General features: G+C 73.4%; 9 protein-coding genes, 1 tRNA gene and 1 pseudogene. 4 read left to right on the forward strand and 7 right to left on the reverse strand.

The window, feature by feature from the left end; genetic code table 11:
• Positions 1-91 precede the first annotated feature (91 nt).
• The 3 genes from selB to RB614_RS42420 form a co-directional block, all read right to left on the reverse strand.
• Positions 92-1879, reverse strand: a complete 1788-nt coding sequence (gene selB, locus RB614_RS42410) for a selenocysteine-specific translation elongation factor (protein WP_308718387.1) — start codon at positions 1877-1879, stop codon at positions 92-94.
• A 19-nt stretch (positions 1880-1898) separates the two neighbouring features.
• Entirely contained in the window at positions 1899-3209 is a 1311-nt protein-coding gene (gene selA / locus RB614_RS42415; RefSeq protein WP_308718388.1) for an L-seryl-tRNA(Sec) selenium transferase, read from the reverse strand.
• Between the two features lie 31 nt (positions 3210-3240).
• A tRNA-Sec gene (locus tag RB614_RS42420) sits at positions 3241-3333 on the reverse strand.
• A 33-nt stretch (positions 3334-3366) separates the two neighbouring features.
• On the opposite strand from RB614_RS42420, the gene selD reads away from it, so the two are divergent.
• Both selD and RB614_RS42430 read left to right on the forward strand, forming a co-directional pair.
• Positions 3367-4377 (forward strand): selenide, water dikinase SelD, encoded by a 1011-nt coding sequence (selD, locus tag RB614_RS42425; protein ID WP_308718389.1) that lies wholly within the window; start codon positions 3367-3369, stop codon positions 4375-4377.
• A gap of 47 nt (positions 4378-4424) precedes the next feature.
• Positions 4425-4691 (forward strand): annotated as a pseudogene (locus RB614_RS42430) (methyltransferase); the annotation flags it as partial.
• On the opposite strand, the gene RB614_RS42435 reads toward RB614_RS42430, so the two are convergent.
• Both RB614_RS42435 and RB614_RS42440 read right to left on the reverse strand, forming a co-directional pair.
• Complete coding sequence (locus tag RB614_RS42435; RefSeq protein ID WP_308718390.1) at positions 4681-5124, reverse strand: GNAT family N-acetyltransferase; 444 nt, start codon at positions 5122-5124, stop codon at positions 4681-4683. The pseudogene RB614_RS42430 and the gene RB614_RS42435 overlap by 11 nt on opposite strands.
• Positions 5125-5199: 75 nt before the next feature.
• Positions 5200-10656: an ATP-binding protein gene (locus RB614_RS42440; RefSeq protein ID WP_308718391.1), complete on the reverse strand. Its 5457-nt coding sequence runs from the start codon at positions 10654-10656 to the stop codon at positions 5200-5202.
• A 271-nt stretch (positions 10657-10927) separates the two neighbouring features.
• Here RB614_RS42440 and RB614_RS42445 point away from each other — a divergent pair, with 271 nt between their 5' ends.
• Together RB614_RS42445 and RB614_RS42450 are read left to right on the forward strand one after the other, a co-directional pair.
• Entirely contained in the window at positions 10928-12055 is a 1128-nt protein-coding gene (locus tag RB614_RS42445; RefSeq protein WP_308718392.1) for a glycoside hydrolase family 43 protein, read from the forward strand.
• A gap of 210 nt (positions 12056-12265) precedes the next feature.
• Positions 12266-13462, forward strand: coding sequence for a cysteine desulfurase family protein (locus RB614_RS42450; RefSeq protein ID WP_308718393.1), 1197 nt, complete (start codon positions 12266-12268; stop codon positions 13460-13462).
• 92 nt (positions 13463-13554) lie between these two features.
• Here the strand turns inward: RB614_RS42450 and RB614_RS42455 are convergent, their stop codons facing one another.
• Together RB614_RS42455 and RB614_RS42460 are read right to left on the reverse strand one after the other, a co-directional pair.
• On the reverse strand, positions 13555-14235 hold the full coding sequence (locus RB614_RS42455) for a lytic polysaccharide monooxygenase auxiliary activity family 9 protein (RefSeq protein ID WP_308718394.1): 681 nt from the start codon (positions 14233-14235) through the stop codon (positions 13555-13557).
• Between the two features lie 593 nt (positions 14236-14828).
• The gene (locus RB614_RS42460) at positions 14829-15722 is read right to left on the reverse strand and encodes an IS982 family transposase (protein ID WP_308717983.1); all 894 of its coding nucleotides are present in this window, start codon (positions 15720-15722) and stop codon (positions 14829-14831) included.
• Positions 15723-15789: the final 67 nt, after the last annotated feature.

The raw sequence follows: 15789 nt of genomic DNA on the forward strand, positions 1-15789 counted from the left end.
AGTTACGACCGTACGCCGCCCCGCCCGCGCTTCGCGGCGCTTTGCCCCCGGCGCGGGTCCCCGCCCGTGATCGAAGCTCCCCTTCACGTCGCTAGAACGACTTGAGGGGAGCTTCGATCACGGATCGGCGGTCGTCGGGAAGGCGCCGGGTCAGCCCGCGCCGGTCGAGCAGTTCGAGCAGGGGTACGGCGACCCGGCGGGTGGTGCCCAACGCCTGGCGGGCCTGGCTCAGCGTGAACGGCTGCGGGATCGTGGCGAGCACGGCCACCGCCCGCCGCTCGGCGCCGGCCGGCAGCACGACGCCGTCGGTCACCCGCAGCAGGGTACCGGCGCGCTCGGCGGCGGCCAGTTCACGCCGGCCGAGCCCGAGCGCGGCGAGCCGGGCGGCCTCGGGCGCCCGGAACGGCGCCACGGTCAGCTCGCGGGTGAGCGCGGCCACCGCCGCCGCGACCGGCGCCGGCAGCCGGGGCGCGGCCGTCACGTCGACCACCCGCCCGTCCCGGATCGCCAGCGGGGGCGCCACCAGGACCGACACGACCGCCCGATCGGGTACGCCCAGCAGGGCGCGGAGCGACTCGACGGTCGGGCCGGCCTCGATCGGTGCGCCCTGGCGGTGCTCGGCGACCGCCTCGCCGAGCCGGACCCGGAGCCGCTCGGCCAGCTTCGGGTCGACCAGCCAGTCGCCGGCCACGACGGCCACGGCCGGTACGGGGACGCCGGTCGCGCGCAACGTCGCGGCCCGGACGACGCCGTGGCGCCGGAGAACCGCCGCGGGGTCGGGTGGCCCCTGCGCGGCCTCGGCGAGCTCGCGTGCCCGGGCGGCGGCCGCGCCCCGGCGTACCAGGGGCGTCGGCTCGGTGTCGAGCACGGTGACCCGGCCGACCACCTGGTGCCGGCCGGGGTCGCGGAGCAGCGCCACGTCGCCGGCGGCGACCGGCACCGGCCGGGCGAGGGTCAACCGGGCCATCGCGCCGCCGAGCGGCCGTACCCGCACCGGCACCGCCGCCGATCCGAGGTGCAGCACCAGTGCGGATCCCACGCCGGCCAGGTCGCCGTCGACCCGGGCGTCGATCAGCGCGCTGGCCGCCCACCCGGACGGGGTGAGCAGCGCGTCGCCGCGCCGGACCGCGGCCGGGTCGATGCCGCGGAGGTTCACCGCGACGCGGGCCACCGCGGGCACCGGATCCGCGGGGCGGCCGAGCGACTGGAGTCCGCGGATCCGCACGGGGCGCTCGCCCCGGCCGGCCGCGTACAGGGTGAGCGTGTCGCCGGTGCGCAGCGTGCCCGCGCCGAGGGTGCCGGTGACGACCGTGCCGCTGCCGCGGATGGCGAACGACCGGTCCACCCAGAGCCGTACCGGCGCCTCGGTGTCCGGGGCGGGCAGCCCGGCGACCAGGTCGTCCAGCGCGGCGCGCAGCTCGGCGAGCCCCTGGCCGGTCGGCGCGCTCACCGGTACCGCCGCCGCCCTGGCCAGCGCGGTCCGCGCCAGCCGGTCCCGCACGGCCCGCAGCACCGGCCGCGGGTCGGCCAGGTCGGCGCGGGTGACGGCGAGCACCGCGTGCCGGACGCCGAGGGCGTCGAGCGCGGCGACGTGTTCGGCGGTCTGCGGCATCCAGCCCTCGTCGGCGGCGACCACGACCAGGGCGGCCGGGACCGGGCCGACACCGGCCAGCATGTTCGGCACGAACCGTTCGTGACCGGGAACGTCCACAAAGGCCAGTCGCTCGCCGCTGGGCAGGGCGGTCCAGGCGAACCCGAGGTCGATCGTCATCCCCCGCCTGCGCTCCTGCGCCCACCGGTCCGGCTCCATCCCGGTGAGGGCCCGGACCAGTGTCGACTTGCCGTGGTCGACGTGTCCGGCGGTGGCGATCACGTGCATCAGGCGGATATCCCGTGCATCAGGCGGATCCGGCCTCCGCCGCCGCGACGACCGCGGTGTAGAGGGCATCGTCGTCCGCCGGCCGTACGCAGCGCAAGTCGAGCAGGAGCGCGCCCCGCTCGACGTGGCCGACGACGGCCGGGGTGCCGGTGCGCAGGCCGGCCGCGAGCTCTGCGGAGAGCCGGACCGCGGCGGACGGCAGCACCACGCCCGGGGCTCCCCCGCCACCGACCACGCTGGCGCTGTCGCGGGCGGCGGCCGCCACCCCGGCCGCGCGCAGCCGGACGGCGAGCCGCTCGGCGCGCTCGCGCAGCCCGGTGACGCCGGCGCGCAGCGCGAGCGCGGTCGGCGACGGCGGGCCGGTCAGGGTCGCCTCCAGGGCGGCCAGGGTCAGCTTGTCCACCCGCAGCGCGCGGGCCAGCGGGTGGCGGCGCAGCGCCTCGACCACGCCGGCCCGGCCGAGCAGCAGTCCGGCCTGCGGTCCGCCGAGCAGCTTGTCGCCGCTGGCCGTGACGAGGGTGGCGCCGGCGGCGAGGGTGGTGGCCGCGTCGGGCTCGTCCGGCAGCAGCGGCTCGGGGGCGAGCAGGCCGGAGCCGATGTCCGCCACGAGCGGTACGTCGAGGCGGGCCAGCGCGGCGACGGGTACCGCCGACGTGAACCCCTGGACCACGAAGTTGGACGGGTGCACCTTGAGCACGAAGCCCGTCTCCGGCCCGAGGGCCTCGGCGTAGTCGCGCAGGGTGGTCCGGTTGGTGGTGCCGACCTCGCGCAGCCGGGCGCCGGTGGACCGGATCAGGTCCGGCAGCCGGAAGCCGTCGCCGATCTCGACCAGCTCGCCGCGGCTGACCACGATCTCGCGGCCGGTGGCGAGCACGGTCGCGGCGAGCAGCAGCGCGGCGGCCCCGTTGTTGACCACGTGCACCGCCTCGGCGGCGGGTACGGCGCCGGCCAGCGCGGCGAGCGCGCCCCGCCCGCGCCGGGACCGGCGGCCGGTCGCCAGGTCGAGCTCCACATCGGTATGACCGGCGGCGGCGCGCACCGCGTCGAGCGCGGCGTCGGACAGCGCGGCCCGGCCGAGGTTGGTGTGCAGCACCACCCCGGTCGCGTTGATCACCGGCCGGATCGACCCGGCGCGCTCGGGAAGGGCGGCGACGGCGGCGTCCGGCACCCGCTCGGGTGCCAGCTCGCCCCGCCGGGCCCGCTCCTGGGCGGCGGCGACCGCCGCCTTCACGGTGGCGCGGCCGAGCCGCTGGGTGGCGTCGACGAGTCGGGCGTCGGTGAGGACCACATCGGTACGCGGCACCCGGCGGCGCACGTCCACGTCAGACACGCAGCGTACTCTAGCCGCTACTCGCGCTCGGCGGAGGCGGACGGGAATCGAACCCGCCTGACCGAGGTCCTCGGTCACTACGGTTTTGAAGACCGCGGGGAGCACCAGCTACCCGAACGCCTCCCAAAGGCAGGGACGAGCCCTTACCCTTTGCGATGTGACGGTCGCAGCCGGCATCCGACTGACCCAGTATGCGCACGGCGGCGGTTGTGCGTGCAAGATTCCCGCTTCCGAGCTGGAGGCCGTGGTCGCGGAGCTGACCGCCGGCGGGCCGCTCGGCGCCGGTGCCAGCGGCACGGTGCTGGTCGGCCTCGACGACGGCGACGACGCCGCGGTGGTGCTCACCGAGGCGGGCGCGCTCGTCGCCACCACCGACTTCTTCACCCCGGTCGTCGACGACCCGTACGACTGGGGCCGGATCGCGGCCGCCAACGCGCTCTCCGACGTGTACGCGATGGGCGGCCGTCCGGTGGTCGCGCTCAACCTGCTGGGCTGGCCCCGCGACGTGCTCCCCTTCGAGCTGGCGCGGGAGGTGCTGCGCGGCGGCCTCGACGTCGCCACCGCGGCCGGCTGCCACGTGGCCGGCGGGCACAGCGTCGACGACCCCGAGCCCAAGTACGGCATGGCGGTCACCGGCCTGGCCGACCCCGATCGGCTGCTGCGCAACGACGCCGGACGGCCCGGCCTCCCGCTGACGCTCACCAAACCGCTCGGCATCGGCGTGCTGAACAGCCGGCACAAGCGCACCGGGGAGGCGTTCCCGCAAGCCGTCGAGGCGATGACGGCGCTGAACGCCGGTGCCTCCCGCGCCGCGCTCGACGCCGGGGCGGTCTGCGCGACCGACGTCACCGGCTTCGGGCTGCTCGGCCACCTCCACAAGCTGGCGCGGGCGAGCGGCGTCACCGCCGAGATCGAGGCGGCCGCCGTGCCCTATCTGGACGGTGCCCGCGAGGCGCTGGCGGCCGGGTACGTCAGCGGGGGCACCCGGCGCAACCTCGACTGGGTACGCCCGCACGCCGACCTCGACGCGATCGGCGAAGACGAGGCGCTGCTGCTCGCCGACGCGCAGACCTCCGGCGGGCTGCTGGTCGCCGGCGAGCTGCCCGGCCACCCGGTGATCGGGCGGCTGCTGCCGGCCCGGCCCGGCCACACCATCGTCGTGCGGTAGCCGCGCGATCTCCGGCCCGGCGATCACAGTCCACAAGGGACGGACAGCCCGCGTTCGACCGCATCTTCGGCGCGCCCTTCTTCGAGCACTACGCCCGCGACCCGGACGCCACCGCCGTCTTCCACGACGGCATGGCCGCCATGTCCGACGTGGAAAACCGCCCGGTCGCCGCCGCCTGCACCGTGCCGGCGGGCGCGACGGTGGTCGACGTCGGCGGCGGACACGGCCGGCTGCTGCGCGAGGTGCTGCGCGCCAAGCCCACTATGACCGCACGCCGGATCGCGGCCGGCCGCGACGCCGGGCCTATGGCGTGAGCGGCTTGTGCATCATCACGGACGGGTAGCCGAACCGGCGGGCGATCGGGCCGACCGGATGGGCGCGCTCGGCGTACCCGAGCGACCGGTAGAAGGTCCGGGCGGTCGTGTTGGCGCTGATGACCTGCAGGACCCCGCGGGTCTTGCCGCGCCGGCGGCCTTCGTTCTCGAGGTGGTCCATGAGCAGCCGGCCGAGGCCGCGGCCGCGCCGCGTCTGGGCCACGACCACCGAGTGGAGCAGCACCTCGTCGCCGGCCGGCGGGCTGGCGATGGTCAGCACGCCGCGCACCGCGCCGGCGATGGTCAGCGCGGCGCGCACCGGATCCATGTGCAACGGCGCGCTCAGGATCGCGGAGGCCGGTGTCGCCGGGCGTGGTTCCTCGGTCGTCGCGATGCCGCCGGCCGCGACGACCGCACCGCCCTCCTCCAGCACGAAGCGGCGCCCAAGCGGCGCCGAGGCCAGCAGCCCGCGGGTGAGCGCCGGCCAAAGCCCGGGTCCCGGCGGCCGTCAGAAGGAGCCGATGGCCGCGATGACGCGCGGGCGCAGCTCGGCGGCGCGGATGACGGCGTCCACGGAGCCGACCTCGACGGCGCGCTGGATGTTGTGCACGCCGTCGAACTCCGCGGCGACCTCGCCGAGCTTCTCCGCGCGTACCGACGAACGCAGCTCGTCGAGCTCGGCGGTCAGCGCGGCGCGCTCGGTGCCCGCGGCGGCCGCGATGCGGGCCTCCAGCTCCCGGATCCGCGGGTCGGCCGCCGTACGGGCGTTGACGTCGCCGGCGAAGACCGCCGCCGCGGCCGGGGCGCCGCCGAGCACCGAGGCGAACGAGCCTTCCAGCGCGAGCACCGTCATGTTCGGGTTCAGCGCCTTCGAGAACACGACGAAGGCGCCGCCGTGGTACCGGGAGATGACGCAGAAGACGATGGGCCCGCGGAAGTTCACGATCGCCCGGCCGATCTCGGCGCCGTACTCCAGCTGGAGCTTGCGCATCGACTCCGGCGAGCCGTCGAAGCCGGAGAGGTTGGCCAGCACGACCAGCGGCCGGTTGCCGCTCGCCGCGTTGATCGCGCGGGCGGCCTTCTTCGACGAGCGGGGGAAGAGCGTGCCCGCCGTGTACGCGTCGGGCCCGTCGGTGGGCGGGAAGCCGCGCCGCGGTACCGACCGCGACTCGATGCCGAGCAGGCACACCGGGATGCCGCCGAGGTGCACGTCCTGCACCACCGTCGTCTCCGCGTCGGCCATGCCCGCCCAGCGTTCCAGCACGGGGTGGTCCTGGTCGGAGAGCGCCCGCATCACGGACCGGATGTCGAAGGGCTTCTTGCGGTCGGGGTTCGCCTCGGCGGAGAAGATCTCGCCGACCGTGCTGAAGGTGCTGCCCGGCAGGTCGTGCGGGAAGCCGGAGATGTCGCGGTCGACCGGGTCGGTGGTGGTGGCCCGCCGGGGTGCCCGCTCGCCGGGCGCGACGTACGTGTGGTCGTAGTGCGCCATCAGCACGTCGCGCGCGGCGGTCAGGTCGGGCGCCCAGTACTGCGCCTGGCCGTTCGGCCCCATCACCCGGTCGTAGCCGCCGATGCCGAAGTTGTCTTCGGCGGAGACGCCGCCGGAGAAGTCGAGTGCCTGCTTGCCGGTGAGAACCATCGCCGAGTCCGGCGTCATCACCAGGATGCCCTTGGTGTGCATGAGCATCGTCGCCTCGGCGTTCCAGTACGGCTGCGCCCCGACGTTGATGCCGGCGACGACGATGTTGATCTCACCACCGTCCTGAGTGAACTCCACGATCCGCTTGAGCGCTCCGGCCACCCAGTCCATGTTTTCCGTGCCCGAGCTCATCGAGATCCGGGCGCCGGAGGAGAGCGCCCACCACTCCAGCGGCACCCGCATCTGCTCGGCAAGGTCCAGCGCGGCGATCACCCGGCGGCACTCCGGCTCCGAGAGCGCGCCGAGGGACTTGGTCGGGTCGCCGAGCAGGACGACCCGGCTGACGCCCTGCGGGTGCCGCGGAGTCGGCGTGGTGACCACTCCGGCGACGATCGCGGCGCTGTTGCGCCCCTTCGGCCGGTCGACCGGGACCAGCGCGTGGTCGCCGTCGAGGTCGTGCTCGACGAAGGTGCCGAGCCGGCCGGTCAGCTCGTACGGGTAGACCGTGTTGCGGCTGCTGGCCCGGAGCACCTTCAGCCGGTAGTCGTCGAGCGGCTCGACCGGCTCGACCGGCGGCTCGCCGATGGTCATCTGTTCGGCGCCGCCGGTGGCGTCGAAGGAGATCCGTAGGGCGATCTTGGTCAGCGCGCCGGTCCGGCGGTCGCGCTGCCGCGCGATGAACAGGATCTCCTCCAGCCCGGCGCCGGCGGTCGTCGGGCGTACGCGGCCGGCGATCATCTCCATCTCGGCGCGGGTCAGCTCGCTCGGCGGCCAGACGTAGATCACGATCCGGTTGGTGTTGAAGCGCGCCTTCGACGGCCGCCGGGACTGGGCGCGGCGGATCGAGTCGAGGCAGGCCGCGACGGCGTCCTCGGTCGTCGGCAGCGCGACCAGCCGGCCGTCCTGCTCGCGCAGCTCGGTCAGGTCACGCACCTGCGCGAACGCGACGAGGCGCTCGTCCGACGGGTTCTGCCGCGCCACGCACCGGAAGAGGTAGACCTCTTCGTCCGACGACGGCAGCCGGGTCAGGTCGAACTTGTGCAGCCGTTCCAGCTGCATCCGCTGCGCGATGTGCGGGTGCAGGCCGCGGATCAGGCGCTCCTCGCTCGTCCCGGTGCTCGACGGGCGGAACGTGAAGTGGTGGTGCATCACCGCTCCGCCCCGGCCGGCCACGGTGGTGGTGAGCCGGCGGACCGGGTGCGGCAGCGGGTGCGCGTTGATGACCTCGAGCAGCGCGGCGGCCATCGCGTCGAAGTCCGCCGGCTGGTTTTCCCAGGCGAGGTAGATGTCGGCGTCGATGGCGGTCTCGCCGCTCGCCAGCCCGGCGAGGCCGTGCAGCGCGCCGCCCAGCGCGTCGAAGCTCACCGCCGCGGAGACCACGCTCGAGTCGGCGCGCTCGGCGACCACGAACGTGCAGCCGGCGACCTCGTGGGTGCGGACGCTGGTCAGCGCCTTGTTGCCGTAGTACCGCCGGGTCAGCACCTCCAGCATCACCGTGTTGTCGAGGTGGTCGCGGACCAGCCGCTGGCCGAGCAGCCGGACCAGCGGCTCGGTGCTGCGGACCATCTCCGCGACGCGCTCGGCGCGGTCCGGCGTGTCCGGGTGCGCGTCCAGGTGGCGCAGGTGCCGGCGGACCTCGGCGTAGACGCGGGCGCGGTTGCGGCGCAGCAGCGGCTGGGCGAACCAGGCGAACACCACACCCCGGGCGAGGTCGGCGACCGCCGGGAAGCGGACCTGCGTCGCGGCCACCAGCCGTTCCAGCGCGAGACCGGCCGGCTCGCGCAGCGTGTCGTCCGGCGGCGGCTCCCGCAGCCAGGCGCGCAGCAGCGCCGCGACGACCGTGGCGTCCGCGGACGCGCGCTGCTGGGCCAGGAAGATCCGGAACACGGCGGCTTCGAGCTCGGGGGAACGCTCCGGCTCGGTGACGCCGTAGTGCCCGAGCGCCTTGGCGAGCTTGGCCTGGAAGGCGGCCGGCAGCCCGGCCCGCTCGACGTCGAGGCTCTGCAGGTAGGTGTGGAAGTACTCGCGGGCGCTGTGCACGTGGGCGCCGCTCTCCTCGCCGGTGGGCCGGTTGCGGCTCAGCTCGGCGAGGTCGGCGAAGACGTCGACGAGGTCGAGCTCGGCGGCGAGTGGCCGCTCGCCGTCTTCGGCCACCGCCCGCCGCGCGAGGAGGTAGTCGTCGAGCACGCGGCTGTCGTCGTGCGGGTCGACGTCGAAGCCGAGCAGCAGGCCGCGCAGGTCTTCCAGGCCGCGCTTGGCGCGCTGCCGCGCCGGCACCCGCTCGGGTACGGCGGGCAGGTCCAGCTCGACGGAGGCGAGGGCGGGGCCGTCCGCGGCCGGGTCGCCGTCGCCGGCGAGCGGCTCCAGCCGCAGCAGCGGCGCGCCGGCCTCGACCTGGCTGCCCACCGAGACGGCGCACTCCTTCAGCCGCGCCTTGAATGGTGCCCGCAGCACCGTCTCCATCTTCATCGCTTCCAGGATCAGCACCGGCGCGCCCGCCTCGACCTCCGCGCCGACCTCCAGCGGCGTGGCGACGACCAGGGCGGGCATGGGGGAACGGACGACGCCGCCCTCGTCGCGGCCGACCCGGTGCGTCACGCCGTCCACCTCGACCAGGTAGGTCGCCCCGGAGGCGCCGGTGAGCAGGCGGTACCGGGTGCCGTTGACGGCGATCTGGCCGGTGTGCCGGTCGAAGCGGTCGAGCTCGATATCGGCGGTGCGCACGGCACCGCCCGCTTCGATGCCGACCCGGAACCGGTGCGCGCCGACCCGCGCCACGCGCGTGCGGTACCCGACCCCGCGCAGCTTGAGGTCGAGCGGCCGGCCGCCGGCGTGCTGCACCTGCGGGCGCCCGCCGGCCGCTGTCGAGAGCAGCCGTTGCCGCTCGACGCGCTCCTCCTCCTCGTACGCCTCGATGGCGGCGGCCGCGAGCGCGACCGCGGAGTGCCGGTGCGCGACGAGCCGGCCCTCGCCCCGGACGCGGTCGATCCAGCCGGTGTCGGCGCTGGCGTCGATCACCTCGGGCTGGTCGAGCAGGTCGAGCACGAAGCTCTTGTTCGTCGCGCCACCCTCGATGATCACCGTTGTGTTGGCCATCGCCCGGCGCAGCCGGCCGAGCGCCTCGTCGCGGTCCCGGCCGTACGCGATGATCTTCGCGATCATGGAGTCGAAGTCGGCGGGGATCGTGTCGCCCTCGCTGACGCCGGTGTCCACCCGGATGCCCGGCCCGCTCGGCAGGTCCAGCCGCGCGATCCGCCCCGGCGACGGCGCGAAGTCGCGGTCGGGGTCCTCGGCGTTCAGCCGGGCCTCGACGGCGTGCCCGCGCTCCACCGGCGGTTCGCCCTCGAGCCGTCCCCCGGCGGCGACCCGCAGCTGCGCCTTGACCAGGTCGAACCCGGTGGCCAGCTCGGTGATCGGGTGCTCGACCTGCAGGCGGGTGTTGACCTCCAGGAACGCGAACAGCCGGTCGCCCGGGTGGTAGAGGAACTCGACGGTCGCCGCGCCGCGGTAGCCGACCGCCACGGCCAGCCGTTCGGCCGCGGCCTTGAGCTCGGCGACCTGCGCCGGGCTGAGCACCGGCGACGCCGACTCCTCGATGACCTTCTGGTTGCGGCGCTGCACGGAGCAGTCGCGGACGCCGAGCGCCCAGGCGGTGCCCTGCCCGTCGGCGATCAGCTGGACCTCGACGTGCCGGGCGCCGGTGACCAGGCGCTCCAGGAACACGACGCCGCTGCCGAACGCCCGCGCCGCCTCCTGGCTGGTCCGTTCGTACGCGTCGACGAGCCCGGCCTCGTCGTTGACCACCCGGATGCCGCGCCCGCCACCGCCCGCGGTCGCTTTCAGCATCAGCGGGTATCCGATCTCGGTCGCCGCGGCCCGGGCCGCGTCGAGCGTCTCGACGGCGCCCCGGCTCCACGGCGCGACCGGCACGCCGACCTGCTCGGCGAGGAGCTTCGCGCCGATCTTGTCGCCGAGCTGCCGCATCGCCTCCGGGCCGGGCCCGACGAAGGTGACCCCGATCTTCTCGCACAGCTCGGCGAACGCCGGGTCTTCGGCGACGAAACCCCAGCCGACCCACGCCGCGTCGGCGCCGGTCTCGGTCAGGGCCCGCTCCAGCACCGAGAGATTGAGGTACGGGCGGGTGGACGCCGGACCGAGGTCGTAGGCGATGTCGGCCTCGCGCACGAACGTGGCGGTGCGGTCGACGTCGGTGTGCAGCGCGACGGTCTCGATCCGGGCGCCGGTCTCCGCGGCCAGCTCCCGGACTGCGTGGATGAGCCGCATGGCGGCGTCACCGCGGTTGACGATGGCGACACGGTTGAACACCCGACCGACCCCTCCGGTAGCACCATGATCTGCCCGCCGCGGGACGACGACCCCCCGGCAGTGCTCACCCTTCCGGCTGCCGGCCGCCGGCGCCATGGTGCTATCGCCGAACCATCCGCCCCTCATTTTGTAGGAAACTAACAAAGGTTTTTGTTCGTCACGCGCCGACCAGGGCGGACACGCGCTCGACATCCGCCGGGCGATTGACGGCGTTCACGCCCATCTATAAAGTTTCTTAACAGAGTCGTCAGAGTTCGGCGTGGAGGTGACCATGAGTGTCCAGCGTCGCCATGGCGTACGGCACACCCGGCGGATCGCCGCGGTCGCCGTCCTCGCCCTGGCCGGTTCCCTCGGGGTCGCTCACGCGGTGACCACGGCCGACCCCGCCGGCGCGGGAGTCGACGCCGCCGCGCAAATCGTGCCCCTCGGCCGCACCACACTGGGTGGCGCCGACCCCAGCGTCATCCGGGTCGGCAGCCTCTACGTCGCGGCCAAGTCCGTGGACGGCGGCATCGCCGTGCGGACGGCGACCACCCTCGAAGGCATCGCCACGGCGCCCAAACACCAGGTGTGGCGGGACACCGGCGGCCTCGGTGAGGTGTGGGCACCCGAGATCGTGCATCAGGACGGCCGTTACCAGATCTACTTCGCCGCGGGCACCGGCGCCGCCCACCGGATGTACCACATCAGCTCGGCCACCGCCGACTCCGGCTACTCCGCCGCGACGAAGGTGGCCCTGCCCGCCGACAAGTGGGCCATCGACGGTGCGCCGTTCACCTTCAACGGTCAGCGCTGGTTTGTGTGGTCCGGCTGGGCCGGCGACACCAACGTCGAGCAAAACCTCTACATCGCCCGGATGACCAGCCCGACCACGACCACCGGCGGCCGTTACGTCATCTCCCAGCCACGGGAGCCGTGGGAGCGGGTCGTCGGCAACCCGTTCATCAACGAGGCCCCTCAACCGGTCCGCGACCCGAACGGGCAACTGCACATCGTCTACTCCGCGAACGGCAGTTGGAGCAGCAAGTACTGCCTCGCCGACCTGCGGCTGCGCTCCGGCGGCGACCCGACGTACGTGTGGGACTGGTACAAGAGCAACGGTTGCCTGTTCGGCTCGTACGCCGAGTACATGATGTCCGGCTGGGACCCGACACTGTTCGTGGACGGCCCCGGCCACGAAACATTCGTGCTGGAGCGCGGAGACATCGCCACCAGCCCGCCGTCCGGCAACCGGTTCCCGACCATGTACCACGCTGTCGCCAAGGGCACGCCGTACTCGTGGTCCAACCGGTACTGGTACACCGGCACGGCCGTCTGGTGGAGCAACACCACCTACCGGCGAGCGAACGTGCCCGGTGCCAACACCAACGTCGGGTACAGCCTCAAGTTCTTCGAGTGACCCGTCCCCACTCACACCGCGCGGGCGAGGAGCGCGAGCCCTGCCCTCGGAGGGCTTGCCCCGCGGAGCCGGCAGCGGAGGCCGGGGAAGTGGGCCGGGGCAATCGTGCCTGAAAGACCATCACTCTCTTGGGCTGGTGGTCGCGGAGGCAGCGGGGACATTTGTTGGGGTTCGCCGGAAATACCGGTCGGCGGCGGCCAAGCTGTACTGGTGACGAGCGGGCACGCGCATCCCGGCCTGGACGGCGAGCCGATCTACCTGGACTGCAACGCCACCACGCCGATCGACCCGGCCGTGGTCTCGGCGATGCGGCCCTACCTGGACGTCCGCTTCGGCAACCCGTCCAGCACCCACCACTACGGCGCCGCTCCCGCCGCGGCCCTGGACACCGCGCGCGAGCAGGTCGCGGCGCTGCTCGGGGCGGAACCGGCGGCGATCCTGTTTACCGGCTCCGGGTCCGAGGCGGCCAACCTCGCCGTCCGCGGGGCCGTTCTCGCCGCTCCGAGGCGCCGCCACCACCACATGATCACCCAGGCCACCGAGCACCCCGCCGTACTCGCCACCTGCCGCGCCCTGCACCGCCTGCACGGCGTCGACGTCACCGTCCTGCCCGTCGACGCCCACGGCCTGGTCGACCCGGCCGACCTGCGGGCGGCGATCACACCGCGGACCGCCCTCGTCTCGGTCATGATGGCCAACAACGAGACCGGCACCATCCAGCCGATCGCCGACCTCGCCGCCATCGCCCACGCCCATGGCGCGCTGCTGCACACCGACGCCGCCCAGGCTGCCGGCAAGGTCCCCGTCGACATCGGCGCGCTCGGCGCCGACCTGGTCACGGTGGCCGGGCACAAGATGTACGCGCCGAAGGGCATCGCCGCCCTCTACCTGCGCCCCGGCCTGACCCTGGAGCCGGTCGTCTACGGCGCCGGCCAGGAACGCGGCCTGCGCGCGGGCACCGAGAACGTCGCTTACGCCGTCGGGCTCGGCACCGCCGCCGACCTCAGCCGCGGCGGCCTGGACCGCGAACGGTACCGCCTGGCGGGGCTGCGGGACCGGCTCCATCAGGCCCTCGACGCCGCGCTGCCCGGCCTGGTCCACCTCAACGGGCACCCCGATCAGCGGCTGCCCAACACGCTCAACGTCAGCGTCTCGGGCGTATCCGGAGCGGATCTGCTCGCCGCCGTCCCGCAGGTGGCCGCCTCCACCGGATCCGCCTGTCACAGCGGCACCACCGCGCCCTCACCGGTCCTGACCGCGATGCGCCTCGACCGCGACCGTGCGCTCGGGGCGGTACGCATGTCGCTGGGGCGGTGGACCACCCGCAGCGACGTCGACCGGGCCGCCGACCTGCTCGCCACGGCCGCCCGCCGGCTGCACCGCGGCGCCGCGCACGCGGTCGGCTGAGGCGCCGGGGTACGCCTCCGGCTGAGGCGCCGGGTACGCGTCCGGCCCAGGACGCCAACGCGATGTCCTGGGCCGGCTGCCGGTCCTGCCGATCAGGTGAAGATCACGTCACTGCACCACATGTAGGCCTGGTCGAGGTGCGAGGCCTGCCAGATGACGAACACGATGTGGTGTCCGGTGTACCCGGAGGTCGAGACGTTGAACGAGATGTTCTGCGCCGGTGCGTACCGCCCGGTCTGCGTGATGAAGTCGAGGTTTCCCCAACCGAGGCGCTGGGTGGCCGGGTTGAACCCGTTCTTGCTCACGTAGACCCGGAAGTAGTCGGCACCGTGGCTGGCCTGGTCGTACAGCTGGAGCGTGAAGTTGCGGCCGATGTTGGTCGTCTTCCAGGCTCCGGGCTGGTTCAGGCTGTCGTTCCTGGACAGGCCGTTGCTGCACAGCTGCCCGTCGGGGGTACGAGCCTGGAACTGTCCACCGAGACCGTCCCGCAGCGCGCTCATCCAGTTCCACATGGTGTCGGGGTTGGCCTGGAACGCCTGCCAGCACATGGGGTCCTGTTGCTGCATGGCCGGGTTCGTGTGGTTGTTTCCCCAGGTCTGCCAACACTGGTAGGCGCGGGTCGGCGGGCTGACGATGGTGCCGTGGGCCTGGGCCGCGCCGGTCCAGGGCAGCGTGCCGACCAGCACGGCGAGCAGCAGGACAAGCGCTCGAAGGGGCTGGCGGACGACTGACCGGGACCGCCCGCCGGATTGATGGGGCTCGTTTGAACGCACTGTCCAATCCTCCTTCTGACGTCGAAGATCATCAATGGGAGCGCTTCCGGCAAGTGTCGCAGCTACGGATGGAAATATCAATAATCATCTGATTTGGTCGTCGGCATCGCCGCCGCCCGGGGGCGGATGTGTGGGTGCGGGCAGCTCTGGAGCTGCCCCGTCTGTGCGTGCGACCGCACAGCTTCCACACACACCCGCCGCGCGCTTCGGCGCGAGCCTCGCTTGGGGTGGGCTTGGGCCGCGGAGCCGGCAGCGGAGGCCGGGGATTTCGGCGAGCCCGGCGAGCCGCCGGCCGCAGCGGTGCCCGCGGGAAAGCACCCCAAGAAAACGCTCCGCTGCGCTCCACGTTTCCCCGGGGACCCCGCGCATGCGGTCTGCAACTGGCGCGGGCCGGGGCAAATCGTGTCCGGGAAAACGCCGGGAGGCGCCCCTCCCGACCCCGAGGCTCTATAGAGCGGGGCCGGTTGGTCCCGGCGCACGGGACGGGTCCACAGTAGAGGGAGCGGTCCCAGGCCGATCCGCCCGCCCGTACGGGACCTCGGGCCCTGCACGTACCGCCGGCCCGGCGCCTAGACGAGTAGTTCCGATGTCGGTCAGTGGTCGTAGGCGATCAGTGACCGGGTGATCGGTGCGCCGGTCTTGTTGTTGTGCCAGATCGCGGCGGCCATGGCCAGTAGGCGTTGGGCGATGCGGACGGCGACTCCGGTGAAGGTCCGTCCGCCGTGTTGTTCGAGGTCGAGTTGACCTTTGAGGGTGTCGTTGACCGACTCGATCAGCTGCCGGACCTTCTTGAGCAGCGCCTCGCCGTAGCGGGCTTTGTCCCGCTTGCGAGAGGGCCGCAGCAACTGGATACCCTGCTCGGCCAGGTCCCGCTCGAGTGTCTTGGACGCGAAGCCCTTGTCGCTGATCATCAGGATGCCGGTGTGCTCGGCGACCACGCCGGCTTCGACCTCGAGCATCGCGGCGAGGACCTCCCGTTCGCCGATCTTCGGGTTGGCCAGGGCCCACATGATCGGCATCCCGGTCGGGGTGCACACCAGATACAGGCGCAGGCCCCAGAAGAACCGTGAGTGGGAGGCGCAGTAGCCGTATCCGGCCCACCCGGCCAGGTCCGAGCGTTTCACCGTCGGGCGGGACATGCCGCACGGGATCGGGGTGGAGTCGACGATCCAGTGGTTGTCGAACCAGAAGTCGCTGTCACGGGCCAGGTCCCGGATGGTCTTCTTGATCAGCGGCAGGGCGGCACGGAGCCGCTTGTTGTAGCCGGGGCGTTGTGGCAGGTAGGGGAACCAGGCGCGTAGATGGATCCGGGCGTAGCGGATCCAGTGCGCCTCCGACCGGGCGCCGAGCAGGACCTGGGCCACGGCCAGGCAGACCAGCTCGGAGTCGGTCAGCAGCGGCGGCCGGCCCAACCATCGCGGCGTCCGGATCGTGTCATCGATCTTCACGTAAAGTGCGGTCAAGAGGGTGTCGAGGTCTTGCGTCACAACATGATCATCGACACCCTCCCTCATGCCCTCGCATCGACCCCCGACATCGGAACTACTCGTCTAG

Source organism: Phytohabitans maris, assembly GCF_031085175.1.
Lineage (GTDB): Bacteria > Actinomycetota > Actinomycetes > Mycobacteriales > Micromonosporaceae > Phytohabitans > Phytohabitans maris.